This is a genomic window from Agarivorans sp. QJM3NY_33, from assembly GCF_050870865.2.
Taxonomy (GTDB): domain Bacteria; phylum Pseudomonadota; class Gammaproteobacteria; order Enterobacterales; family Celerinatantimonadaceae; genus Agarivorans.
Genome location: NZ_CP194039.2, coordinates 607501 through 633285 on the forward strand (window position 1 = coordinate 607501; position 25785 = coordinate 633285).

Genomic DNA, 25785 nt, shown 5'->3' on the forward strand with positions numbered 1-25785 from the left:
ACGTATACGGTGTGACGCCTGCCCGGTGCCGGAAGGTTAATTGATGTGGTTAGCGCAAGCGAAGCTATTGATCGAAGCCCCGGTAAACGGCGGCCGTAACTATAACGGTCCTAAGGTAGCGAAATTCCTTGTCGGGTAAGTTCCGACCTGCACGAATGGCGTAATGATGGCCAAGCTGTCTCCACCCGAGACTCAGTGAAATTGAAATTGCCGTGAAGATGCGGTGTACCCGCGGCTAGACGGAAAGACCCCGTGAACCTTTACTACAGCTTGACACTGAACATTGACCCTACATGTGTAGGATAGGTGGGAGGCTTTGAAGCGTTGTCGCTAGATGATGTGGAGCCGACCTTGAAATACCACCCTTGTAGTGTTGATGTTCTAACGTTGTCCCGTTATCCGGGATGCGGACAGTGTCTGGTGGGTAGTTTGACTGGGGCGGTCTCCTCCCAAAGAGTAACGGAGGAGCACGAAGGTTGGCTAAGTACGGTCGGACATCGTACGGTTAGTGCAATGGCATAAGCCAGCTTAACTGCGAGACAGACACGTCGAGCAGGTACGAAAGTAGGTCATAGTGATCCGGTGGTTCTGTATGGAAGGGCCATCGCTCAACGGATAAAAGGTACTCCGGGGATAACAGGCTGATACCGCCCAAGAGTTCATATCGACGGCGGTGTTTGGCACCTCGATGTCGGCTCATCACATCCTGGGGCTGAAGTCGGTCCCAAGGGTATGGCTGTTCGCCATTTAAAGTGGTACGCGAGCTGGGTTTAGAACGTCGTGAGACAGTTCGGTCCCTATCTGCCGTGGGCGTTTGAGAATTGAAGGGAGCTGCTCCTAGTACGAGAGGACCGGAGTGGACGAACCGCTGGTGTTTGGGTTGTTATGCCAATAGCATTGCCCAGTAGCTACGTTCGGAACTGATAACCGCTGAAAGCATCTAAGCGGGAAGCAGGCCTTGAGATTAATTCTCACTAGGACTTTAAGTCCTCTGAAGGGCCGTTGGAGACTACAACGTTGATAGGCAAGGTGTGTAAGTGCTGTGAGGCATTGAGCTAACTTGTACTAATTACCCGTGAGGCTTAACCATACAACACCTAAAGGGTGTTGCTTATAGATACTTTATTTTAGAAACCAAGAGTGCTTGTTATACTCGTGGGATATATCAGTTTTTTCGAATGTTAAAGACAACAAGTTTTTGCCTGGTGGCAATAGCGTTGTGGAACCACCTGAACCCATGCCGAACTCAGAAGTGAAACGCAACTGCGCCGATGATAGTGTGGGGTCTCCCCATGTGAAAGTAGGTCACTGCCAGGCACCTATTTTAAAAACCCAGCTATGTGCTGGGTTTTTTTATGTCTGAAATTGCCATGTGAAAGTGGGCTGGATATTGCTAGGCGCCTATTTAGAGAAAGCCTATCCTCACGGATAGGCTTTTTTTATGTTTGAGATTTAGCAAGGGCTGTCAATTAGCAAGGGCAGCCAAGGCGAACCGATGTTCATGAACAAGCCATGTGAAAGTTGGCTCGATATTGCCAGACACCGATTGAGAGAAAGCCTATCTTTACGGATAGGCTTTTTTTATGTCTGAGATTTAGCAATGCTGCATCGCGCAGTTAACGCGAAGGTTTTATTCGTGAGCAGAATGGGACACTTCGAAAATGTGTGCTTTTTCAGGCTAGCGGTACTGCGTACCTGTTTCACCGCCAGGCGTCTATTTTATAAACCCAGCTATATGCTGGTTTTTTTATGTCTGTAATTGCCCATGTGAGAGTGGGCTCGACATCGCCAGGCAGCTTTTTAGAGATCTCGGATAAGCTTATTTATGCGTTTCGTTATGGCGTTCTTATAACAGACTAACCACATCGATGAGTGAGCCTATTTTGTTAGTCATATCGCCAAGTTAATTTGACTAAATTGTGCATCAAATTTCACCGAGGATTCTGATCTTGAGGATTGGGTATTTAGATCCTGAATGATTTTTGAAATGCTTTGACTCTAAAGTAAGTTGAATATTTTGTAGGGCTGGGCTGCTTAGAAATTACGCCTGAAAAGAAAATCTTGATTCAGTCGCTAGTTCAGCTAAGCAGCAACTTTTATTTTTATGGACTTATATCGTTCATAAGGGAATAAAACGAATATAACTCAATATCAACATTATTGGTGATAATTGGTTGTAAATTTAACCGTGAGCTTAATTTGTATATTAAATCGCTTTACATTTTTTGCTTGCTGTATCTGGTGATTAAGATGCTCTATATCAAAATATACGTAAGCTCAGCTTAATGTTAGAAGTGTGATATGTATCACGTTAATGAGTGGTGTTGCTTACTTTTCATTAACAAGAAGGAGATATAGGATAGTTGTATAAAAGCTCTAAACATAATATTGACTTGAGTTTTTATGCATTTGGTTAGTAATGGATGTACGGGTGTTTGACTAAACAATCACTCCAAAATTTTAGGGAAATCGAACAAATGAACAGCAAATTGTGTTTAATTGGTGCGGCATTGTTATTTTATTCAGGAGTGACAGTCGCAGCCACTGAAGTTATCGATTTAAATAGTTATGCAGATATCACTTCTAAAGTTGCAAGCGAACTAAAGCAGTACCCGGTCGACAAGACGCTTATCGTGATGGATATCGATAACACGATTTTAACCAGTAGTGTCGATCTCGGTGGCGATATTTGGTATCAATGGCAGCGTGGTAAATTAGCGATCAAACCTGCGGCGGAGCAAAAGGTGGCTTGTCTTTTTGAAGACACCATTGGTCTGTTATATGAATTGAACCCTCAGGTGTTGACCGAAGAGTCTGTCCCTAGTCTTATTAGTCAGTGGCAAAAAGACGGTTATACCATGATGGCTTTGACTTCTCGCTCACCAAAGTATCGTGCGGCCACCGAGCGCGAATTACTCAATAAGGGAATTGACTTCAATGTGACCGCCTTAGCACCAGCAGGGCAAACGTCTCCGGTCTATCGAGAAGTCACTAAGCGTGAACTGAGTTATGCCAAGGGTGTGATGATGACCACTGGGATGAACAAAGGCACCATGCTTGAATACATCCTCAAAAAGACAGGCCGCAGCTTCGATAAGATTATATTTATTGATGACTCCGCGAAAAACATAAAAAATGTTGATGCTGCCTATAAAGACAGCAAAGACGTTGACGTGAGTTTATTTCATTACACCCGTGTTGAACATCTACGTGAACAACAATTCGGCAGCGTACTTACCCAAGCTCAGGCCGACAAAATGGCTGCAGACTGGGAACAGTTAAACACCACTCTCAATACTGTGTTTCCCGCTCGTGACTCCGGCAAGTGTCTCAGCGTTAACTAAAGCCTCTTTACATTTAGTTTGGGCGGTTTAACTCCCGCCCTCAAATCAGTCTTTTATTCATACTCGCGCTTCCTTGTTTACTCAAGGTAGTCGGGCTTGCTCGTCCATTCAAAGGACAACTTTATAACAGGAAGTTACTATGAAACGTTCAAATCTATCTTTACTTATTTGCTCACTATTTGCGGCGGGCAGCTTAAATGCGGCCACCATTTATCAGGGAGAAGATGGTGATTCCATTGATCTTATTGGCAGCTTTGAAGTCGGCGGCTACTTAGGGAAGGACTACAACGATAACGGTGAAAAGTGGGACTACGATAGCTTTTATTCCGATGATACGTTTATGTCTTTTGGCTTCGTGGTTAAAACCGGGCAGATTTTCGCTCATATTGATTTCGATTATGAGCGTACGCCTTGGACGACCAAAAACGAATTCCAGCAGGTGTTAGATAAGGCCTATGTTGGCTGGGAGTTTGAAAACGGCGATAAAATAGAATTTGGCCGCACTGATACTGCCTATGACCATTACGATCAAATGGGTGATTTCTCAGTGGATGGTGCCGCAGAAGTTCGCGAAGCCGGTGATCAGGACAGTACCGCTAAATACCGCGGCAGTATTAATAACTTTAAATACGGTATTTCTTATTCAACTCAAGGCTGGGATAACTACAAAACAGACTCTCGCGAAGGCGAAGTGATTAATGGTTACCTCGGTTACTTTAATGACACGGTTGACGTATTGCTTGGCGCAGAAACCGTTGACCAACGTGGTGAGATCTATTCAGTACACGCAAGAGGCTGGGTTGGTCCAGTTCGACTCGGTGGTTTGGTATCTTTATCCGACCGTGAAGAAGAGCAAGGTTATGATTCTAAAGATGCGCTTACTTATGTTGCATCAATTGGTTATGACATCACCGATAAAATTGAAACCAATCTGGTTTACTCCATCGTTGATGTTGATACCGAGAACAGAGATATGGGCGATGACGGGTTTCGTACCTGGGTTGATGACTCTTGGGTTGCGATCAGTCTGAATTATAAGTACCGCCGCAACATCGTGCTGAAAACCGAGTTTGTGACTGGTGGCGAGCAAGGTAGCTACGGCTACGGCAAAGTGTATTACTGGTTCTAGTCTGTCACTTGTCCCTGCTTGTATCAGGCAGCAGGACGTTAGTTGAGGAAGGATGCGTCATAAGTTAAGCATTCTTTAAGTCATATCTCTTGCGGAGAGAAACATGAAGAAGTTTTATTATCCTGCAATGATGGCGGCTTTGTTACCCATGCTATCCCACGCCGATATTTATATATCTGAAGTGGTAGAAGGCTCGAGTAACAATAAGGCCATTGAAATTGCTAACAGCGGAACCAGTGCTGTCACACTTACCGGTTATGAGTTAGCCAGCGAGTTCCAAAATAAATGGCAAAATCGCTACGACTTAAGTGGTGTTACCCTACAGCCGAATGCAGTCTGGGTAATTGCGAATAAAGATGCCGGTGATGCTTTGCTCAGCTTAGCTGACGTAACATCGACTTCATACTTAGTGAAATATAACGGTGATGATGGTGTTGCACTGCTGCATAACGATGTTGCCATCGATGTTGTGGGCGATCTGTACGATTTAGCATACAACAAAGACGTCACCCTACAACGCTGTGATCTTACGCCGAGCGCGACTTATGTCGATTGGCAGTGGAAGGTCTTAGCAAAAGACGATATTAGTAATATTGGCCAATTTAATGCGGCCGACGATAGCTGTGTCGCGCCGCCAGCACCGACAGCACCAGCTGCAGGTGACTTTACCGCTAGTACAATTATGGCCTTGCAAGGGACGGGTAGCCGTTCGCCCATGATTGAAGACGGGAGTTTTACCTCACAAGATGTGTATCTAGTCAAAGGAGTTGTGACCGCTGTTCAGGTTGGAGCCTTGGGGAATGACTTACCGAAGGGGTATTTCATTCAAGATGAGAGCGGAGACAGTGATCCTCTAAGCTCTGACGGTATTTTTGTGAAAGGTTCCGTTTCGGCCTTAATTAATAGTGGTAGTGCGGAGAGTCAGGATCTGAGTGTGGGTGACGAAGTCGAAGTATACGCCAAAGTCACCGAGTCTTATGGTTGGACTATGCTGCTTCCCGAGCAGTCTGAAGGCTACGATCTGAGCTTTGTCACTGGTGCTACAGGTGAGATTGCAGCGACGCCTTTGCGAATGCTGGATAGTGATGTGTCGGTACAGGATACTTACGAGCGTTACGAAGGGATGTTGACCAAGCTTGACCAAGAGTCAGATATTGTTGTGGCACGAACCTTCGGTTTTGACTACGACTCCTATCGTAACAATATGATTGCCGCGCATAGTGGGTTGCTGTTCCAGCCAACCCAGAAATATACGCCAGGAAGTGCGGACGCAGAGGCGGAAGTAAAGAGTAATGCGCAGCGCCAATTGTATATCGAAAGTTTTCAGAGCGCGCCGAATGGCGTGGTGCCTTGGTTCCCCAATTTTGGTCGCGATGATGGCACTGGTACCAGTGACAGCTATCTACGAATTGGAGCTAATCTAGATGGTTTTGAGGGAGTCATTACCTATTCTTATAGCGCTTATCGCTTCTTTGTCACCAATCAGCTTGATAACAGCAACTTTACCTATAGCCATATTCCTGACCGAACACCGGCTCCCGATGTGGAACGCGGTGACTTAAGCATTGCCACCATGAACGTGCTCAACTACTTCAACTCGCCGTTCGGTGGTGACGAAAATCCCTTGAAAGATAATCGTGGTGCAACCGAGCTAGAGGAGTTTGAAGTTCAACGCGCTAAGATTGTGGCTGCAATTCTAGGTTTAGATGCGGATATCGTTGGTTTGATGGAAATCGAAAACAACGGTTTTGACAGCGACTCGGCGGTGGTTGATTTGGTAAAAGCACTGAATGAGAAGCTACCGGCAGCGAAACAATACGTGATAGCCAAGCCTGAAGGTGCTAAATATGTCGGTACCGATGCGATTACCAGCATGGTTATTTATCGCAAAGCGAAAGTGGGTCTAGATAAGATCGACATTTTGAATATGCCTCGTCAGGCTGTTCCAGCTGAAGATTATCCTGTGTATTTTGATGGCGATTTTGAAGACTTCCGTCCAACCACCAAGTATATGCGTGACAGCTTGATCCCAACCTTCCAAATTAATGGTCCAAGGGAAAAAACTTTGTCGGTTGCGGTCAACCATTTCAAATCGAAAGGCAGTACTTGCTGGGAAGATTTGCAGGCTAAGTCGGTGGATGAAAATGGCCATACGGTGTACGCCGTAGAAGATGATGATCTGCAGGGCAACTGTGAGCACTTCCGTACGGCAGCGGCAGACTATTTAGGTCGTCAGTTAGAGAACTATGATGGTTACAAGGTGATTATTGGTGACTTAAATGCCTATGCCAAAGAAGACCCGTTGTTAGTACTCACTAATCGTAATAGCGCCCCTGCGGGTTACGCCGTTGAGGCTGGACGTAATGTGAAGGTGGGGAGTGAGGAACTTACTGGTAACGCAGGTGAAGTCATTGATCACAGCTATGGCTACATCAATATTGTGCCAGAGCTACATCCCGAAACCATTAGTTATTCCTATAACGAAACCGTTGGTACCCTCGATCATATTCTGATCTCGCCAGACCTGCGGGCCTATGTGAAGGATGCCGCCGACTGGAACATTAACTCAGCAGAGTCAACGTTGTTCCAGTATGAAGGCCAGTATACAGGAAGCCTGCCAAAATTTGCCGATCCGTATCGTTCTTCTGACCATGATCCGGCGCTGCTCAGTCTAGATATTATTGACGGGGATGGCGAAGTGGTTGCGCTTGCTCAGGGGGCGATGATTGCTTTACCTGAGTCGCCACTCAACATGCCTGCTGCAGCAACACCAATCGCGAGTGAAGGTTATCAAGCGGTGATGGACTTAACCAAGCTGGCAGTTGGTTCTATTGCCGTTGGTGATGAAGTTTCCTTAGTGGTTTCCGATATGAACAGCAATGGTGTGGTGACGCAATCACAAGTCGCGCATATCAAACTGACGGAGCAACAGATTACTCAAGGTTGGCTTGCTCATACCTTCCAAGCGGTGGTTGTCGGTGATTTTGTGGCAGAGAGTTATTACGGCGATGCACAGGTCACAGAACAACATTCAACGGTCACCGAAACGGGTAGTTTTGGTGAACGTTCCAGTGCAGGCTCTAGTGGCCCATGGGTATTGCTAAGCATGTTGAGTTTACTGCTTTTTCGACGCAGAACCGCTTCGCTCCAATCATAAGGAATAATGCAGTAAACAGTTCTGCTGTTTACTGCTGGAAAGGATGATTATGAATATTTTTAAAATAGCTTTAGTTGCAGCACCGCTATTACTCGCAGGCTGCGGGTCTAACGACCAAGAAAGTAAAATTGATGCTCGTTTGGTCATCAATACCGACCGCAATGCATCGGAGTTGAGTTGGACGATTACCAACAGTCGTCTAGAAGTGGTGGCCTCTGGTAGTGGTTACGAGAATAGTACCCATTATGACATCGACCTTGGTTTTGACCCCGGTGGTTACCGAATCGATTTTAAAGATGCCGGGAACGATGGGCTTTGTTGTTCCTACGGTGAAGGTAATATTGAACTCTATGTGGCTAATCAGCTTATTCTTAGTGATAACGGCGACTTTGGTGAGTTTACCGACCTCTTGAGTCAAACCTTTGTAGCAGGCGATTACCAAAATACTTATCAGCAAGAACTCAGTGGCTACTATGCCGATGCCGATTTGCTCGATGGTTACTTACTCAAAACCGCCTTGCATCGCATTATCAAACAAGGCTACAACCAGCAGAGTTATAGCGGCGTCTGGGACTTTTTTGCGCTAGGTGGCTCAGAAGATAAGTATTATGAGCAAGATGCTTCAATTCTAGATATCTATTCAGAGGTGCCAAATGGCGCTGATCCATACAATTACACCATTGGTGACGATCAGTGTGGTAATTATAAAGGTGAAGGCGATTGTTATAACCGTGAGCATGTGATGCCCAAAAGCTGGTTTGATGACGGTTATCCGATGTATTCCGATGTAAATAATTTGTATGCAACCGATGGTTACGTTAATGGGATACGTGGCAACCTACCTTACGGTGAAGTGGATCCGTCTACCGTGAATTTCACTTCTGAAAATGGTTCGAAGCGCGGTATGGGGCATGATGAGCTGGGTTATACTCAAGCGGTGTTTGAACCCATTGATGAATTTAAAGGGGATATTGCGCGAGTTTATTTTTATATGGCGACTCGTTATGAAGATGTGATCAACGTCGCCAACCAGAGTGATGACTGGTACGAGCAAAGCGATGAGACCTACGCGGTGTTTGAGCAAAATAGCTCTGACCAGGTTTATCGTCGTTGGTTTGTGGAAATGATGATGCGCTGGCATCAACAAGATCCGGTTAGTCAAAGAGAGAAAGACCGTAACGAGAAAGTGTTTGAGTTCCAAGGGAACCGTAATCCTTTCATCGATCATCCTGAGTTTGTTGAGCAAATTTGGGGTAAAGAAGGTTTTGAAGCGGCCAAGTACTACTTTAACTAGTTATTTTACGCCATTGGTTCAGCCTCATCAAAGGCTGAGCTGAACATAAACTCAGACCTGCTTTTCTGATAGGTCTGAGTTTTTTTATCTTGCATCTAGGTTCCCATTTTCCCGCTTGCGCATATTTCACAAAATGACTTTTCCACTCACTTGCGGTTAACAACGCCAGCAGACATGCTTTTTATGAGCGTAACCATCAACCCTGAGCGGCGGTCATGATGAACCCATTGGCTCGGTATAAGGCTTTAGGCTTGGAATGTTTCGCAGCTTCAATTCGTTTGGTAGTCGTTGGCTTGCTTGTTGTTGCACTCGAAGTGCTTCATCGATCCGTCCTAAAAGCACTAATCCATTAATTTGATGGATATACAACGCTGCATCTGGCTTGTCTTTCAGCTGTTGTTTATTCCAGATTAAATATGCTTGTAGCGCTTTTTCTCCGGTTCTCATCGCAAAGATGTAGCGAAAAGAAACCCGCTCTGTATCTGGATAAATAAATAGGGCTTGTTGGTATGTTTGCTCGGCCTGTTTGGTGAGGCCTAGTGCTTTAAACGCTTGGATCCTGTTGTAGTAGTTTTCGGTTCGAGTTTTTCGTCTCATTAACGAGTCTGACCAGCTTAAATAATTTTTAAGCTCATCGCTTAAATGCAATTTACTGGCAGCATTGAGTCGGAAGGTCATCGCATCAAATTCGTAACGACTGAGCATGGGCAGAGGATTAATGATCCCCTCAAGTAAGCTGACATCACTTGAGCCAGTTCGTTCGAAAGTACTGATATGGTGAATGGTTTGTAAGCCGGTGAGCATGAATAAGATGGTAAACAGCGGAATTAATCCAGCAAATACCTTTGGCGCAAATTTGGCAGGGAAAGGCTTTGTGCAAAGGCCTTCTGCTTCGGTCGCGATTTTACTTACAAAAAAGCAGAAGAGTAGCCAAACGATTGCAGAATGATAGAAGGGCAGTTCGGTCATGGTATGTAATAGGCAAGGAAAGAGCAGTCCGAGATGAAAGCATGCTTTGGTCCATGTTTGCTTAAAGATGCTATAGATAAAGTAGCCAGCCAGAAATAGCAAGGTGAGTAGTGGTAGTAATCCGCCTTCTACGGCCCAATAAGCAATTTCATTATGTGGATGAGCAACATTGAAGTGGTAGCCCTTGATAAGACCTTGCGCGTTAAATGCCGCTTGCGCATTATGATAAATGCCATCATAAGCACCGTAACCCCAACCCATGAACGGCTGTTGTTTAAATAGTTCCCAGCTCACCTTAAGCATCGTGACTCGGTAAGCGGTGGTTTCTCCACCAATAGCGTCGCGCGCGACACCATCATTCAACAATTCTGGTAGCGCCGGTGCTAAACAGCCGAGGGCGATGCAGATTAACCAGCCTCGTAATAAATGCGGTTCTGCGGAATTTTTGAGGTAAGGAAACAATAGAGGTAACAGCGCGAATAGCGCTATCAACACCGTTCTTGAGCCACTCACAATGGCTGCCCACGCGGCAAAAAAGCAACAGCCAAACACGATAATTTGTTGTAGTTTGCTACGCACAGCCTTTTCTGAAATTAGCCAAGCCGAGGCTAACAAACCAAATAGAACAAAGGTTCCTAATACATTGGGCTGTTGGAATATTCCGGCTGCTCTGGTGGCATTCACATTAAAACCGACCCAGTTACCTTGGGTCAGTAGGTAGAGCTGAACCAGTGCATAGATACTCTCGATGAGTACGCCTGCGAGTATAAAATAAAGAATGTGGTGCCAGTGCTGGCGACTCAGTTCCAGTTGCATTATCGAAAAGATAATCAGTATGCCAGCGCTTAAGCCGAGGAGTCGGTCTATTGCAAACTCGCCAAATTCAGCATTAGGATAGAGTAAGGGGAGCCATAACAATATTGTGCTGAACAGCATCACTAGCAAGCTGCGGTTATAGCGTAAACGCTGTGAATGACTGACTTTGAGTAAACCCAAGCCAATTAGCAGACTGGTGAAGCACCATACCACTAAGTTAAAAGGAAGCTCTAAGCCACTGCCACCTTGATTGTGCTGGAAGTAGTGCATGCCAATGAACATCAATACGGCAAACACATAGCTAAAACAAGCTTCGAGAGTCCACTTAGACGACATTTTGCTTCCTTGAAAATGGAGGGTGTTGCCACCCTCTGGCTTAATGCCCGGCGAGCATCGGTTTTAAGAATCGAGCGGTATGTGAGCGAGCCTCTTGGGCCACTTTTTCCGGTGTGCCTGCAACAAGAATTTCTCCTCCCCCTTTGCCTCCCTCTGGACCAAGGTCGACGATCCAATCGGCGGTTTTGATCACATCCAAATTGTGTTCAATCACCACAATCGTATTGCCGTGGTCGCGTAAACGATGGATCACGTCCAGCAGTAATTGAATATCATGGAAATGTAGGCCAGTGGTTGGTTCGTCCAAGATATAAAGGGTTTGTCCGGTATCACGTTTGCTTAATTCTCGGGCTAATTTAACTCGCTGAGCTTCACCGCCCGATAGAGTGGTTGCCGATTGCCCTAGTTTGACGTAGGTCAGCCCGACATCAATTAGCGTTTGTAGCTTTCTGGCGATGACTGGGACGGCATCAAAAAATGGCCGGGCTTCCTCTATCGTCATATCGAGGATCTGGTGGATGTTTTTACCCTTGTATTTGATTTCCAAGGTCTCACGGTTATAGCGTTTGCTTTTGCAAACATCACAAGGAACGTAGACATCAGGTAAAAAGTGCATTTCTACTTTAATGACGCCATCGCCCTGACAGGCCTCACAACGGCCTCCTTTTACGTTAAAGCTAAACCGTCCAGGCTTATAACCTCGAGAGCGAGATTCTTGAGTCGCCGCAAATAGTTCGCGAATCGGGGTGAAAATACCGGTGTAAGTGGCGGGGTTCGAACGAGGTGTACGACCAATCGGGCTTTGATCGATATCCACCACTTTATCCAGTTTGTCGAGGCCTTCAATGTTTTGGTAGGGGGCGATGTCTTCACCCGCTGCGCCATTGAGTTCTTTTTGGGCGATTTTATAGAGTGTATCGTTCACCAAGGTTGATTTGCCGCTGCCGGATACCCCTGTGATGCAGGTTAACAAGCCCAGAGGGATCGCTAAGTCGACGGTTTTTAGGTTATTGCCGCTGGCTCCGTTGAGTTTCAACCAGTCTTCTCCTGCTGGGTGGCGGAGCTTAGGAATTGCAATTGATTTGACACCACTCAGATATTGACCGGTGAGAGAATCGGGAGTGTTGAGGATCTGCTGTATCGAACCTTGCGCCACCACTTCACCGCCATGCACACCCGCCCCTGGGCCGATATCGACGATGTAGTCGGCGGCGCGGATCGCGTCTTCATCGTGTTCCACTACAATCACGGTATTACCCAGATCCCGCAGATGATTCAGGGTAGCAAGTAAGCGCTCATTATCACGCTGGTGTAAGCCGATAGAGGGCTCGTCGAGTACATACATTACGCCGACTAAACCTGCTCCGATTTGACTGGCGAGGCGAATTCGCTGAGCTTCTCCCCCTGATAGGGTGTCGGCACTGCGCTCGAGGGAAAGATAATCAAGCCCCACATTGACTAAGAAATTTAAACGCTCACATATTTCCTTAAGGATCTTGTCGGCGATTTGCGCGCGTTGCCCCACCAGTTCCAGTGAGCCGAAAAACGTCATCGCTTCACCAATTGATTTGCGGCTAACTTCGGGCAGGTTGGTGCTACCAATAAACACGTTACGCGCTTCTTCGCGGAGTCGACTGCCGCCACAGCCAGGACATTCTTGGTTACTGATAAACTTAGCTAACTCTTCGCGAACCGCATTTGACTCGGTTTCTTTATAGCGACGGCGCATATTTGGAATGATGCCTTCGAAGGGGTGCTTGCGCACCGTGACATCCCCTCGGTCATTCATATATTTAAATTCGATGCTGGTCCGACCGGAACCATGTAGCACTAACTTTTTATGTTTGTCGCTGAGGCTGTCGAAGGGCAGCTCTAAGTCAAACTCGAAATGTGCAGCCAGTGACTTTAACATTTGGTAGTAATAGAAATTACGCTTGTCCCAACCACGGATCGCGCCACCCGCTAAACTGAGTTTGGGGTTGAGGATGATTTTGTTATCATCAAAGAACTGGTCAACGCCTAAACCATCACAGACCTGACAAGCGCCAGCGGGGTTATTGAAAGAAAAAATTCGCGGCTCTAATTCGGTCATACTGTAGCCACACACTGGGCAGGCGAAGTTTGCCGAGAATAGTTGGCGGGTATCTCCGCTGTCCATGTCCACCAAAATTGCCGTGCCGTCGGCAAGCTCTAAGGCAGTTTCGAAGGATTCAGCTAAGCGCTGGGCTAAATCCTCACTGACACGAACTTTAAAGCGGTCGATCACCACCTCAATATTGTGTTTTTTATGTAGCTCCAGATCTGGGGGATCACTTAAGTCACAGACCTCGCCATCGATCCTGGCGCGAATAAAGCCTTGTGCAGCGAGGTTCTCCAGCGTTTTAAGGTGCTCACCTTTACGGTCGCGCACAATTGGCGCCAGCAACATCAGTTTACTGTCTTTGGGTTCTTCAAATACCTTATCGACCATTTGGCTAATGGTTTGCGCAGCTAAGGGTTGATGATGATGAGGGCAACGAGGCTCACCCACTCGCGCATACAATAGCCGCAAGTAGTCGTAGATTTCGGTAATGGTGCCCACGGTAGAGCGTGGGTTATGCGAGGTCGATTTTTGTTCAATGGAAATCGCCGGGGATAGCCCTTCGATATGATCCACATCGGGCTTTTCCATCAGTGACAAAAACTGTCTGGCGTAAGCGGATAAAGACTCGACATAACGTCGCTGCCCTTCGGCATAAAGCGTATCAAAGGCGAGGGAAGATTTACCCGAACCCGATAAACCAGTAATCACAATTAGCTTGTCACGAGGAAGAGTGAGAGAAATGTTTTTCAGATTATGGGTGCGGGCACCTCGAATATCGATACTGTCCATTGTTACCTGATAAATGCTGCGCTAAATCGCCCAGTATTACATATTGTTGAGATAATTGCGTAGTAGATCCTAAGGATAATTATTCACACTGGGTGACAATCTTAAGCTGGTTTGACCCAGAGTGCTTGTGGTAGCATTACCGGTTCTTTATTGGTGAATATTTGATGGGTATGGCTGTAGAAGAACACTTAAATAACACCGAGAAACGTGGCGCATATTCCTTAGCTTTGCTATTTGCTTTACGCATGGCTGGCTTGTTTATGTTGATGCCAGTGTTAGCCGTATATGGCCAACAGTTAACAGATTTCTCTCCGCTATGGGTGGGGATTGCCATTGGTGCTTATGGTTTAACCCAAGCGCTGTTCCAGATCCCTATGGGCTGGTTATCGGATCGCTTTGGTCGAAAGCCGATCATTTTCATGGGTCTGAGTCTGTTTGCCTTGGGCTCGGTGGTCGCAGCGCTTGCAGAATCTATTCATGGTGTCGCGCTTGGGCGAGCCTTGCAGGGAATGGGCGCGATTGCCAGTACCGTGATGGCTTTGGCTGCTGATTTGAGTCGCGAGACGCAACGCGCCAAAGTGATGGCCTTTATAGGGGTGAGTATTGGTTTATCCTTTGCGGCCTCTTTGGTTCTAGGTCCGGTCATTTCTGCTTCCCTCGGCCTGTCGGGTTTATTTTGGTTAATTGCCGGTTTGGCGGTGTTGGCCATGTTGGTGGTGCAGTTTGTAGTGCCAAACGCAGAAGTGAAGGCGCCCAGCGGTGAAGTGAGTGTTAACCTGCGGCAAATGCTAGGATTGTTACGTAACCCTCAGTTATTGCGCTTGGATTGGGGCGTGTTTAGCTTACACTTGGTGATGACCGCGTTATTTGTGGTGATGCCACTACGTTTAGTGAATGCCGGTTTAGCCCCAGCTCATCATTGGCAAGTCTATTTACCAGCGGTACTGGTATCGTTTGTGCTTATGGTGCCGCTACTGATTATTTCGGCGAAGCGCAATCAGCAACGAGGTTATTTTATTTTTGCCATTTGTTTATTGTTGTTGGCGAATGCTTTGTTATTTGTCGACTTTCAATCGGTTGGTTTATTAGGGTTGGTATTGGCGATATTTTTCATTGGCTTTAATTATTTAGAGGCCAGCCTACCCGCCTTGATTTCAACACTGGCACCGCCGGGGAACAAAGGCGCGGCGCTTGGGGTCTTTTCCACCAGCCAGTTTTTGGGTGCATTTATTGGTGGTAGTAGTGCTGGTGCGCTATATATGGCGGGTGGCATGCATGCGGTGAGTTTGTTTTCTATCGCAGTATTGTTGATTTGGCTACTGGTCAGTTTAGGAATGCGTGCGCAGGCAGGTATAAAAAATTATTCCTTGGCGATATCATCAAGCCAACAACCTGCTCATTTATTGGCAAAACTTCAGGTTTTACCGGGGGTTGTAGAGGCGGTGGTGATCGCACAAGACAACACTGTTTACTTAAAAGTAAAAACAAAAGAATTTGAATTGGCTAGAGCATTGGATTTGCTGCGTGCAGCCTAGTATTATAGCGGGTCTTTTCTCGCCACAACAGATAGATTATAGGAGCGATATACATGGCCACTCGGGGCATTAATAAAGTAATTTTGGTTGGTAACTTGGGACAGGATCCCGAAGTTCGTTTTATGCCAAACGGAGGGGCCGTCGCCAACATTACCATTGCTACTTCAGAGAGTTGGAGAGACAAGCAAACCGGTGAACAGAAAGAGCGTACCGAATGGCACCGAGTGGTGCTATTTGGCAAGTTAGCCGAAGTAGCTGGCGAGTATCTTCGTAAAGGTTCACAAGTCTATATCGAAGGTCAATTACAAACCCGTAAGTGGCAAGATCAGAATGGTCAAGACCGCTATTCGACCGAAGTGGTTGTACAGGGCTTTAATGGCGTGATGCAAATGCTCGGTGGTCGTCAAGGTGGGCAGGGGCAATCCATGGGCGGCGCACCGCAACAAGCACCGCAGCAAAATAACTGGGGTGGACAGCAACAACAAGCTGCGCCTGCTCCGGCCCCTCATGGTTTCCAACAAGCAGCACCACAACAGCAACAGGCACCACAGCAACAGGCTCCTCAGCCGCAACAAGGTGGTTTTCAGCCACAGGCTAAGCCTGCACCGCAAGCCGCGCCTGCGCCACAGTTTAACGAGCCACCTATGGATTTCGATGACGATATTCCGTTCTAGGCTGGAATTGTTGTATAGTTATTAGCTCTGAAAGCCCCGTCGTACGGGGCTTTTTGTCGCTGGAACCATAGAGTGACATAATTTACCCATAGTGTGACAAATTTGCCCCATACCTTGACATAAGGTATCTTGGTTTAAGGTTTGTTGCACATGGGTATTTTTATGTACATCAGAAGCTTGCGAAAACCCTCACCGAATAAAAACATCTTTAAGTTTGCTAGCGTCAAAGTTAATCGTGCTAATTGAATGCGCCGCAATACGTGTTTGGCGTTACCCCGTAAGAAACCATAATCTCTCACCCGCTGTAAGCCCTTGGGTAATACATGCTGCAAGATAAGCTTTAAGAATGTGAAGGTCGGCAAGGTCATGTATGTCGTGCTGGGTAAGCATGCATCGAATGAAGAATGATGACTAACCAATAGTTTTGTCGAGTTATCGCAACACTAACGTGCCTTTGCCCCAAAATGAGTTAACTTATTTTTTGGGGAGCTGTTAGTCTCGTTTTTATCATTTAGTTTTGGATAGATCTGTTCGTGAGGGTTTCGCCCTGATGGCGATATACTTTTCTTTGCTGGCCAAAGAAAAGTATACAAAAGAAAGGCCACCCAGCACCTTCTTAGATCCTCCGTTGCTCACTCACAAGGGCGTTGAAGTAACTCGCTACGCTCAAACAGACTTCAACTTTGCTCCCTTGTTCATTTGCGCTACTCGGCGAAGATGATGGGATTTAAAAGCGTAATCTTGGCTATCGAGAGAGTGAAAGGTTTTTGTTTTTAGAATGGGTGTCTAGTTTATTCTATTGTCTAGTTTATTCTATTGTGGGAGCTGTTAGTCTCGTTTTTATCATTTAGTTTTGGATAGATCTGTTAGTGAGGGTTTCGCCCTGACGGCGATATACTTTTCTTTGCTGGCCAAAGAAAAGTATACAAAAGAAAGGCCACCCAGCACCTTCTTAGATCCTCCGTTGCTCACTCACAAGGGCGTTGAAGTAACTTGCTACGCTCAAACAGACTTCAACTTTGCTCCCTTGTTCATTTGCGCTACTCGGCGAAGATGATGGGATTTAAAAGCGTAATCTTGGCTATCGGGAGTGTGAAAGATTTTTGTTTTTAGAATGGGTGTCTAGTTTATTTTGTTTATAAAATTTGAATACTGACTATTGATAAAATTAAAAGAAAACCTGAAACTAGACAATAAGTTAAAGAGAGAGCATGAACAGCCTAGCGACCTTGCGCTAGGTCACGCTTTCTGTGACAGGAGGCGTGCTCATTGAATGGGATAGGAAGCACGTGCTTCCTACTTAGCGTTATATTTACGGGGTGAGCCATCAACAGTGGATTGAAAGTTTGGACCATTATTATTGGAGGAATAATGCTCCTTAAGTTGCTTGTTGGTGGTCAAAAATACGACCCTTTGATCTTTCGTGAGATTGATAATGACACAACAAGGAAAGAGCGGATATCAGTTTGTCATATGCTTCAAGGACATGTAAGTTCAGAATTTAGTTATCATGTGTCGAAACATGGGAATGTTGTAAAACTCTATAGTGGTAAGGCTGAGGCTTATTGCTCGTTTTATGGCTCCAAGGTCATCCTTGGAAAAATAGTTATACGAGATCTTAACGAATGTTACACCTTGACTAAGGCTCAGATAAAAAGAGGCGGTAGACCAACCTATACTGAATACAACCCAACTTATTCTGTATACAAAGACGGCATGATCTACTGGCGCTGTCAAAGGGGTAAAAAACCTAATAGAGTAGAGAATTGGGAAAAGACAAATGAAGTGCCTCTGTACCGCTATACGGAAGATCCTAGTGTGTTGCTGATAAAAGGTGGTTACTACAATTACTACTTGTCGCACGGCATAATCTTTCGATCCGTAGGAGAAAAAGGTAATGCAACTACCTATAATGAAGATAAAGTCAAAATTCAGCATGCTGAAAGATTCGATTTTTCTCCTCAGTTGCTCCAATTAGGGCCGTAAATATAACAAACGCATCAAGTCGCTCGCAGGCTCGCTGGGACACCAAAACTACGCGGCGATTAGTTTGGTGCTTTCGCCCAAAGTTTAACCAATCACCGCTTAAGTTTTGCAGCCCCTTATGCGGGCGTTAACTGTTCTATACAGTCCTTCCCTATTATTAGGGGAGGTGCCTTTAGTGCTCGATCTTATCTATTCTTAAGGTAATCTTGTTGCCTGTTGGAGCTTCAAGTTGCAGCGGTTCAAAGCTATCCGTAGATAAAGAAAAAGGAATTACTTCGGTACCTTCAATCCAGACAGGAACATCTTTATCAATTGTTAATTTGACATAGCTACCGCTATCGTTAGACACGATCTCTCTGCCAGCTTGAGATATAAACTGTCCCTTCACAAGTAGAGAGCTGTCTCCTTGATCTAACACTCGATACTCTAAGGTAGGGTATACGTGGCTATGCCAACACTGAGACTTTGCTTCGTTGCATTTGACGGCGTAATCGAACCCACCAAGGGTCTGAACTGAATTACTGTTTGGGCTACTTGGCTTCAGGTTTATAGTGTTAACGTCAATAATCGTGTTTGTTTCCATTCTCGGCAGTGGTAATTCGTTGACCGCTGTATGGTATGTCACGTGAAGCTGATAGTTAGCTGATTGTTGTTTGAGCGGATTTGTGCTGCAAGCTGCCACTAGTAACACACTTCCGAGTGGCATCAAGTTTTTTAACATAACATTATGTTCCATAGGAAAAAATGGTATTTTGCCAGTCATTGACCACATACTCAACTTGCTGCAAAGTTAATGGCAGCGTTACCCCTACAAATCCTAATCCGAACATCAGCAAATAGCGCTTTTACACTAACAAGTCTTCTGTCCAATGTCGAGTTACGGGATGTAAACAACAGTTGTCTGAGAACCTAGAAAGTGGCTAGGATTCTCAGGCCTTACCAGTAAATGGAAGTCAGTTGCATTTGTTAAACGCTAAAAAGTAAACAAGGAATTTCTGCTTGGAATGAACTATTAACTATATAGGGAAGAGCTGGTGTCTATACCAATTCGTACCAGCGCGAACGATAAACAATGCAAATAAAAAAAGAGATATGCTCATGAAATATCACTTGTTGGTCATTGCTGTGGTGAGTGTTCTACTGACAAGCGCTGGAGTTGCACACGCGCAACAAGTCGTTATTTCGACCTTCTTGGGTGAAAATGCCACTAAAATCGTTGCCGAGAAAGTGATGATGGAGGCCTACAGGCGAATTGGTATCACAATGGTGTTACGACCACTCCCCGGCGATCGAGCCCTTCGGAGCGCGAATGATGGTAATGTGGATGGAGAGCTGTTCCGCAAGGCAGGGATAGAGCACTTATATCCCAATCTACTCAGGCTCCCAGTCCCCATCTCGGTGACTGATTTTGTGGCGATTACAAAAGATAAGCGATTCCTGGTCGACGGCTGGAAAAGCCTCCTTCCTTACCGAGTGGGTTATTTACGTGGGATCAAGTTGATTGAAGTAAACCTTGTTGAAGGGACAATATCGGAAGCAGTGAAGACATATAGGCAAGCCTTTGGGAAACTTGAGTCTGGAAGGAGTGATGTCGTGGTGACATCACGTGCTACAGGATTGATGACACTGAAAGAACTAGGGCTGACAGGATTGGTTATTTTGGAGCCAGCGTTAGTTTCAATTCAATCGTTTCATTACCTTCACGTCAAGAATAAACACTTGGTCGCTCCCCTTACAGCCGCGTTGCAACAGATGGAAAAAGAGGGAATCATTCGTAACATTCAAGAGCAAGCCCAAGCCTTCCAACATTAGCTTATGCGAGGCGTTAACCCTCACAGGAGTCGCATAAAACTATTATTCATTGCACTTAACTTCACAGGAAACAAAAACATTCAAAGCATGGGCTGGCTGGTGCTCACGAGGGGCCAGCGCCTGCGGGGGCCCTGCGTAGGTCACCGAGCATGCAAAACTGATCCACTTGGTATTATCCAAAATATTTGGACTATATAGATTGGTATTCAGTAAATCAGGAACTTCAATGGACGAGTTTTCTAGACAGCTTACTATTTGGGATATGTGGAGCGAAAATAATCGAAGAGTGGTTGCTCCTCTTCTGTAGACACTTCTTTCAAATAGCCATTTAGTGTATCAAATGCTAGCTGTCTTACCTTTGCATACCATTAATTGTATCTGTTAGGTGTGATTTAGTTCAAAATGTTATAGTATAACATTTTTATATTCTTCCATTGTATTTATCGTGTTTAATTTCAGCAAGTTCCAACTCAATAAATTGCTATTACTCGTGATGCTCATACTCCCTATTGGGCTGAGTAGTCTTTCACTTGTCCATGCAATGGAGGTGGACCATGATGTTCATGAAAATCATCAGTGTGAAATTTATGATGCGATACAGAATGCCTTAAGCTGCACTATCGATTCAGAGCCTTGTTTAGATCGTGGCCAATGTTTCCTTCGGTTTAATACCTTGGAGGCAGTGGTTTGTTATAAAGAGCTTCCACGAACTCGTTCCCCACCACCATCGGCCTAACTTTTTCTCACTCGAGAACACTTAAAAAATATTCATTTATATAGCGTTAAATTAAACACGTTAGGATTTGTTATGACCGAAATATCTTATGTACGACACAAGAAACGTAAACTTGGCCTTTTGTCTGCCATGCTTATTGTCGCAGCAATCATTGCCATCACTACATTTACCAGCTCTGAAAAATCAGCAGAGTTAATTGTAGCCAATAAAACTAATACCTTGTCGATTAGTGGCCCTTGGGAGATCTCTAGCTTAGATCCTTCTAAACAAGGCTACATTTTAACGCGTCTGCAAGTGATTGAAACGCTGCTCAATGTAGACGCTCAAGGCACTCTTACAGCTGGTTTGGCAACACACTGGCAAAGAAGTGATGATGGTTTGAGCTGGCAGTTTGTTCTGCGTAAAGGCGTGAAATTTCACGACGGAAGCGAACTCGACGCGCAAGCCGTGGTGCGCTCTCTTCGTTATGCACAGCAGAAGCACGGCAGTTTGAATAAAGCTCAAGTGACGCATATTAGCGCAGTGAAAAGTAACGAAGTCAAAATTGACTTAGCCAAGCCTTATGCCGCCTTTGCTGCTTTGCTCACCAACTACTCCAATGCCATTTTATCTGAAAAATCTTACAAGCCTGATGGGACGATTGATGCGCTTTATGGCTCAGGTCCCTATCAAATGGAGAGCTTTTCACCACCTCATAAACTGATGGTGAAAAAATTTGCTGGGTATTGGGGGCAGAAGGCACAGATCAGTTTTGTAAGCTACTTAACGGGTCATCGTGCCGAGAGCCGAATTTTGCAAGCAAAATCGGGAGAAGCCGATATTGTGTTCACTTTAGACCCTTCGATGCTTACTCAACTTGAAGGCAGTGGTGAAGTTAAGGTTCATCATAACCTGATCCCACGAACCATGTTTGTAAAGCTCAATGCGGGCCATCCATTCCTGCGGGATCCGAAGGCTCGCCAAGCGCTGAGCATGGCGTTGGATCGAGCCGCAATTGCTAAAAATGTACTGCATGCAGAAGGTTCAGAGACTGCGCAGCTGATGCCCAGCTCTATGTCACAGTGGTTTATTCAAGGTATTGATAACAATCCATACCATTTAGAGCAAGCACAGGCGATATTGGCAAAATTGGGCTGGCAACGGAATGAGTCAGGCTTATTAGAGCGTGCTGGTCAGCCATTTAAACTAACCATGATGACTTACGCAGATCGCCCAGAGTTAGCCTTGGTTGCCACCGTGATCCAGGCGCAATGGGCCAAATTGGGGGTCGCGCTTAAGGTCGATGTGACCAACTCCAGCATGATCCCCGCAGGCCATACGGATGGTTCCTTAGCAATGGCGCTTATCGCACGTAACTTCGGTTTTAGTGCCGATCCGCTGCCGATTATCAGTAGTGACTTTGCCAATGGAGGGGGAGATTGGGGAACCATGAATTGGAGTAACCCAGGTGTAGACCGCGCGATTGCTAAGCTGCTTGAATCAAATGACGCTGAGCAATCATTTGAGCTGAGTCAGAAGGTTGCGCAAGCAATCTATCAAGATGCACCGGTGTTACCCATTTCAAGCTACAGCCAATATACATCGGTTAATACACGAGTGAAGCACTTTAAGTTTGACCCTTTTGAGCGCAATTATTTTATTAATCAGATGTACTTCGAGCAATAGGGAAGCAAGTCATGTTGTGGGATCTAGCTAAGAAGCGCTTATATCAATTGATCTTGGTTGCTTGGGGGGTCGGTACACTGACCTTTATTTTAATGCGCAGTTTACCGGGAGACATGGTCTATCGAATTGCGGCCAGCCGTTACGGGCAAGATAATGTTGATTCAGCGGCGGCAGAACTTGTTCGCCAAGAATTGAATCTGGATCAAGCTTGGTTTGGTCAGTACCTCAGTTGGTTATCAGACCTTATGCAGTTCAACTTAGGCAATTCACTGGTGAGTGGCTTGCCTGTGAGTGAAACGGTACTGCATCAATTGGGGCACTCATTACTGCTTGCTGGTTTTGGCATTGCATTATCAGTGGCGATTGCGCTGCCTTTAGGCACTTTAACCGCCAAGGAAGTATTCGCGAAAAAGCGCGGTGTATTGAATTTATTGGTGGTGTGGTTCTCTACTTTCACTCGTGCGATGCCAGTATTTGTATTGGGCCTGATCCTGCTTCTGTTGTTGGCGATTGAATGGCCCTTATTACCGGTTGCTGGTTTTGGTACTTGGCGACACCTTGTTCTGCCAAGTCTTACCTTGGCGATCAGCTTGGCCGCCGTATCAAATCGAGTGGTTCACCGCAGTGTTGGTCAGGTGCTTGGTTCGGCTTTTTATCAGTTCTCTCGGGTAAAGGGTTTAAGCGAAGGGCAAACCTTTTTCCGCCATGGGGTGAGAAATATGGCGCTGCCAATTGTTGCCTTTATCGGCATTCAGTTAGTGAGTGTGATCGAAGGGATTGTGATGATCGAATCTCTGTTCTCTTGGCCCGGAATTGGGCATGGACTTGCGCATGCAATCTTTGCTCGAGATATACCGCTTATCCAAGGTTGTGCGCTGACAATGGGAGTTCTGTTTGTTGTACTAAACAGCCTGATTGATGTGCTGTGTTATTGGATTGATCCCAGAGGCTTAAAAGAAAAATGATGAAGCAATTTAATATCAATCAAAAGATTGGCTTAATGATATTACTGGGCTTGTTTATTTTCTCGATACTGGTGGGGGGCTTATCTCCCTATAGTATTGATGAACAAAACCTCTCCAGTCGTTTACTCTATCCTAATGCTGAGCATTGGTTGGGCACCGATCATTTTGGCAGAGACATGATGACGCGTTTAGCCAGTGCGATTGGTCTGTCATTCACGCTGGGGCTGCTGTGTGTCTTTAGCGCTTCAATTTTGGGGGTAACACTGGGGGTTTGCGCCGCTTGGGCGGGGGGACGTATTGAACAAGGCCTGGATATTTTAGTGAATATCTTGCTGGCTCTACCTGGCTTGGTACTTGTGTTATTGCTGTCCGCGATAGCTCCGGGTTCGTTTTTGGTGATGTACCTTGCCATCTCATTGGTTCAATGGCTTGAGTACTATCGCGTGACACGGGCCATTACTCGAACCTTAATGGATAGCCCACAAAGACAAGTATCGGTCATGATGGGCTTTGGTAAGTGGTATCAGTTTAAGCGCCATATCTGGCCTGCAGTTGCACCTTCGGTCTCGACGATGGCGGCCTTTGGGGGAGCTAACGCGATCTTAATGATGGCATCACTTGGTTTTGTGGCTGTTGGGATTCAGCCCCCACTAGCAGAACTGGGGTTGATGAGTGTTGAGTTATTCCCATTCTATATTGAAGCGCCGTGGATATTGGCTCAACCGCTGCTGGTGGTCGCTCTATTGGTGCTAGGTTTTCATTTATTGGCAGGAGCGAGTCGTGAACCTCTTAATTCAGCTGACTGATCTTTCGATTAAAACAAAACAGCTAGAGCTGCTGCAGCCCTTGTCATTTAAGCTATATCAAGACAAACCGGTGACGATTCTGGGTCAAACTGGCTCAGGTAAAAGTTTATTAGCTCAAGCCATTGTTGGTTTACTCCCCAGTGAATTGTCACAGCAAGGTCAGGTTGAGGTCTTCGGCCAAACTCACGACCGCAAGTCGCTGATAAGCTTATGGGGGAGGGAGGTGATTATGCTGCCTCAAGAACCGTGGCGTGCCCTCGATCCTTTAATGCCAGCTTACCAGCAAGTGTCAGAGGTGTACCAGTGCTTACATGATTTAGATGAAGAGGCTGCATTTTATCGCGCGCTAAAAGATTTAGAGCGAGTTGGCCTAAAAAGCAGTGCTTTAAAAAGGCCAGGACAACTCTCTGGTGGTATGGCACAGCGCTTAGCTGTGACCTCTGCAACGGCGGGGGGCGCAAAACTTGTTTTGGCCGATGAGCCGACCAAGGGGCTTGATGTTAGTCGTCGAGATGACATTATTCAAGTCCTGATGAACAGTGCCCAAGGTGGCGGTTTGCTTACCATCACTCATGATATTGAAGTTGCTCGTCAGATTGGCGGGGACATTATTGTGATGAAGGAAGGGGTGGTGGTCGAGCAGGGAAGTGCGCAACAAATCTTAAATCATCCACAGCATGCATACACCCAATTACTGATTGCGGCAGATCCTCGTCATTGGAAAGCGCGTGACTACCCGATGATTGAGAAGAAGCCAGTACTTGAAGCGAAGCGTTTAGCGATCGGTCGCAATGGCCTTGCGCTGTCAAATGGGATCAACTTTACCATTCACTCTGGAGAGGTGGTGGGCGTGGTGGGTGATAGTGGCTGTGGCAAGAGCACCTTAGGTGATACTTTGCTGGGCTTGCTAAAGCCGATTGAAGGTTCGGTCAAGCGCTTGAGTGAAGAGGCTAAACCTTATCAGTGGTTGAAGCTGTTTCAAGATCCTCCCGCTGCATTGACTTGCAGTGTCACGCTTGGGGTGTTGTTGGAAGACTTGGTTAAACTTCATCAAATTGAGCGCCAGCGAGTTGCGATTTTAATGAGTAAATTAAACTTAGCGCCAGAGCTTTTAGAGCGCCGCAGCACGGAAGTTTCCGGGGGAGAGCTGCAGCGTTTTGCCATTTTGCGCGCAATGCTGCTCGAGCCGGTATTCTTGTTTGCGGATGAGCCGACGTCTCGTCTTGATCCGATCATCGCCAAGGAGGTGATTGAACTATTGGTTGATTTAGCGAAAGAGCAAGGTTGTGCGCTGTTATTCGTTAGTCATGACCCCTATCTGATTGAAAAGCGCTGCGATACGGTGCTGCGTTTGTAAACGACTGGAAGATCTGTGCTCAGAGTCGAGGTGATTTAGGCGGGCGCTTCAATCATCTCGACTTCACATCGGCTCTGCTGAATCAGGACTTTTAGTTCACCAGCAAGGAGCATCGAAGAGTCATTCATGTGTGAGTGCTGACTTGCATCGGGCGATAGTTTTGAATTCAAGTCGGTAAGCTCTATTTGTCACTCATTGTCAATTGGGGCACTCTCGGTGCCCCAACTTAAGTACATGCCGCGCCAATTTTTGTCATCCTTTCAAGCTCATCGTGAAACCGCCAGTGACACGACAATACACTAACTAAGCATTGCCGATTTTAATGCTGCAAA

15 protein-coding genes, 2 rRNA genes and 1 pseudogene (1 of these 18 only partly in view) are annotated in these 25785 nt (G+C 46.0%); 14 read left to right on the forward strand and 4 right to left on the reverse strand.

The genetic code is table 11. The annotated features are described in order from the left end of the window. From ACRRSY_RS02725 to ACRRSY_RS02750, 6 genes are all read left to right on the forward strand, one after another. A 23S ribosomal RNA gene (locus ACRRSY_RS02725) occupies positions 1-1090 on the forward strand; it begins 1798 nt to the left of the window's first position. A 111-nt stretch (positions 1091-1201) separates the two neighbouring features. Next, positions 1202-1317 (forward strand): 5S ribosomal RNA (gene rrf / locus ACRRSY_RS02730). Between the two features lie 1160 nt (positions 1318-2477). Further along, the gene (locus tag ACRRSY_RS02735) at positions 2478-3344 is read left to right on the forward strand and encodes a DUF2608 domain-containing protein (protein WP_432464302.1); all 867 of its coding nucleotides are present in this window, start codon (positions 2478-2480) and stop codon (positions 3342-3344) included. Positions 3345-3483: 139 nt separating this feature from the next. Further along, positions 3484-4473 (forward strand): hypothetical protein, encoded by a 990-nt coding sequence (locus ACRRSY_RS02740; RefSeq protein WP_432454703.1) that lies wholly within the window; start codon positions 3484-3486, stop codon positions 4471-4473. 103 nt (positions 4474-4576) lie between these two features. Continuing rightward, on the forward strand, positions 4577-7630 hold the full coding sequence (locus ACRRSY_RS02745) for an ExeM/NucH family extracellular endonuclease (protein ID WP_432464303.1): 3054 nt from the start codon (positions 4577-4579) through the stop codon (positions 7628-7630). 49 nt (positions 7631-7679) lie between these two features. Further along, positions 7680-8924 carry an endonuclease gene (locus tag ACRRSY_RS02750; RefSeq protein WP_432460842.1) on the forward strand — a complete coding sequence of 415 codons (1245 nt, stop codon included), beginning with the start codon at positions 7680-7682 and terminating at the stop codon, positions 8922-8924. A 213-nt stretch (positions 8925-9137) separates the two neighbouring features. Here ACRRSY_RS02750 and ACRRSY_RS02755 read toward each other — a convergent pair whose 3' ends face one another. After that, positions 9138-11045 (reverse strand): Wzy polymerase domain-containing protein, encoded by a 1908-nt coding sequence (locus ACRRSY_RS02755; protein WP_432464304.1) that lies wholly within the window; start codon positions 11043-11045, stop codon positions 9138-9140. A 40-nt stretch (positions 11046-11085) separates the two neighbouring features. Then, a complete protein-coding gene (uvrA, locus tag ACRRSY_RS02760; protein WP_432464305.1) occupies positions 11086-13917 on the reverse strand; it encodes an excinuclease ABC subunit UvrA in 2832 nt (943 codons plus the stop codon). A gap of 170 nt (positions 13918-14087) precedes the next feature. Here uvrA and ACRRSY_RS02765 point away from each other — a divergent pair, with 170 nt between their 5' ends. Both ACRRSY_RS02765 and ACRRSY_RS02770 read left to right on the forward strand, forming a co-directional pair. Then, positions 14088-15452 carry an MFS transporter gene (locus tag ACRRSY_RS02765; RefSeq protein ID WP_432464702.1) on the forward strand — a complete coding sequence of 455 codons (1365 nt, stop codon included), beginning with the start codon at positions 14088-14090 and terminating at the stop codon, positions 15450-15452. Positions 15453-15505: 53 nt separating this feature from the next. Continuing rightward, the gene (locus tag ACRRSY_RS02770) at positions 15506-16126 is read left to right on the forward strand and encodes a single-stranded DNA-binding protein (protein ID WP_432464306.1); all 621 of its coding nucleotides are present in this window, start codon (positions 15506-15508) and stop codon (positions 16124-16126) included. Between the two features lie 224 nt (positions 16127-16350). Here ACRRSY_RS02770 and ACRRSY_RS02775 read toward each other — a convergent pair. Continuing rightward, positions 16351-16491, reverse strand: a pseudogene (locus ACRRSY_RS02775) (transposase); the annotation flags it as partial. A gap of 1006 nt (positions 16492-17497) precedes the next feature. Here ACRRSY_RS02775 and ACRRSY_RS02780 point away from each other — a divergent pair. Further along, complete coding sequence (locus ACRRSY_RS02780) at positions 17498-18112, forward strand: hypothetical protein (protein WP_432464307.1); 615 nt, start codon at positions 17498-17500, stop codon at positions 18110-18112. A gap of 172 nt (positions 18113-18284) precedes the next feature. On the opposite strand, the gene ACRRSY_RS02785 is transcribed toward ACRRSY_RS02780, so the two are convergent. Then, complete coding sequence (locus ACRRSY_RS02785; protein ID WP_432464308.1) at positions 18285-18833, reverse strand: hypothetical protein; 549 nt, start codon at positions 18831-18833, stop codon at positions 18285-18287. 377 nt (positions 18834-19210) lie between these two features. On the opposite strand from ACRRSY_RS02785, the gene ACRRSY_RS02790 reads away from it, so the two are divergent. From ACRRSY_RS02790 to ACRRSY_RS02810, 5 genes are all read left to right on the forward strand, one after another. Next, positions 19211-19924, forward strand: coding sequence for a substrate-binding periplasmic protein (locus tag ACRRSY_RS02790; RefSeq protein WP_432464309.1), 714 nt, complete (start codon positions 19211-19213; stop codon positions 19922-19924). An 808-nt stretch (positions 19925-20732) separates the two neighbouring features. After that, a complete protein-coding gene (locus tag ACRRSY_RS02795; protein ID WP_432464310.1) occupies positions 20733-22325 on the forward strand; it encodes an ABC transporter substrate-binding protein in 1593 nt (530 codons plus the stop codon). A gap of 11 nt (positions 22326-22336) precedes the next feature. After that, complete coding sequence (locus tag ACRRSY_RS02800; protein WP_432464311.1) at positions 22337-23290, forward strand: ABC transporter permease; 954 nt, start codon at positions 22337-22339, stop codon at positions 23288-23290. Then, positions 23287-24096: an ABC transporter permease gene (locus ACRRSY_RS02805; protein WP_439033344.1), complete on the forward strand. Its 810-nt coding sequence runs from the start codon at positions 23287-23289 to the stop codon at positions 24094-24096. Before ACRRSY_RS02800 ends, ACRRSY_RS02805 begins: the two co-directional genes overlap by 4 nt. Beyond that, entirely contained in the window at positions 24071-25453 is a 1383-nt protein-coding gene (locus ACRRSY_RS02810) for an ABC transporter ATP-binding protein (protein WP_432454686.1), read from the forward strand. The genes ACRRSY_RS02805 and ACRRSY_RS02810 overlap by 26 nt, the downstream gene beginning before the upstream one ends. Positions 25454-25785 lie beyond the last annotated feature (332 nt).

Excerpts from the sequence above, each read along its gene's own strand:
- ACRRSY_RS02750 (WP_432460842.1), top strand. The coding sequence starts at position 7,680 with ATGAATATTTTTAAAATAGCTTTAGTTGCAGCACCGCTATTACTCGCA.
- ACRRSY_RS02790 (WP_432464309.1), top strand. The coding sequence starts at position 19,211 with ATGAAATATCACTTGTTGGTCATTGCTGTGGTGAGTGTTCTACTGACA.
- ACRRSY_RS02735 (WP_432464302.1), top strand. The coding sequence starts at position 2,478 with ATGAACAGCAAATTGTGTTTAATTGGTGCGGCATTGTTATTTTATTCA.
- ACRRSY_RS02780 (WP_432464307.1), top strand. The coding sequence starts at position 17,498 with ATGCTCCTTAAGTTGCTTGTTGGTGGTCAAAAATACGACCCTTTGATC.
- ACRRSY_RS02765 (WP_432464702.1), top strand. The coding sequence starts at position 14,088 with ATGGCTGTAGAAGAACACTTAAATAACACCGAGAAACGTGGCGCATAT.
- ACRRSY_RS02795 (WP_432464310.1), top strand. The coding sequence starts at position 20,733 with ATGACCGAAATATCTTATGTACGACACAAGAAACGTAAACTTGGCCTT.
- ACRRSY_RS02785 (WP_432464308.1), bottom strand. The coding sequence starts at position 18,833 with ATGTTAAAAAACTTGATGCCACTCGGAAGTGTGTTACTAGTGGCAGCT.
- ACRRSY_RS02740 (WP_432454703.1), top strand. The coding sequence starts at position 3,484 with ATGAAACGTTCAAATCTATCTTTACTTATTTGCTCACTATTTGCGGCG.
- uvrA (WP_432464305.1), bottom strand. The coding sequence starts at position 13,917 with ATGGACAGTATCGATATTCGAGGTGCCCGCACCCATAATCTGAAAAAC.
- ACRRSY_RS02745 (WP_432464303.1), top strand. The coding sequence starts at position 4,577 with ATGAAGAAGTTTTATTATCCTGCAATGATGGCGGCTTTGTTACCCATG.
- ACRRSY_RS02800 (WP_432464311.1), top strand. The coding sequence starts at position 22,337 with ATGTTGTGGGATCTAGCTAAGAAGCGCTTATATCAATTGATCTTGGTT.
- ACRRSY_RS02755 (WP_432464304.1), bottom strand. The coding sequence starts at position 11,045 with ATGTCGTCTAAGTGGACTCTCGAAGCTTGTTTTAGCTATGTGTTTGCC.
- ACRRSY_RS02770 (WP_432464306.1), top strand. The coding sequence starts at position 15,506 with ATGGCCACTCGGGGCATTAATAAAGTAATTTTGGTTGGTAACTTGGGA.
- ACRRSY_RS02805 (WP_439033344.1), top strand. The coding sequence starts at position 23,287 with ATGATGAAGCAATTTAATATCAATCAAAAGATTGGCTTAATGATATTA.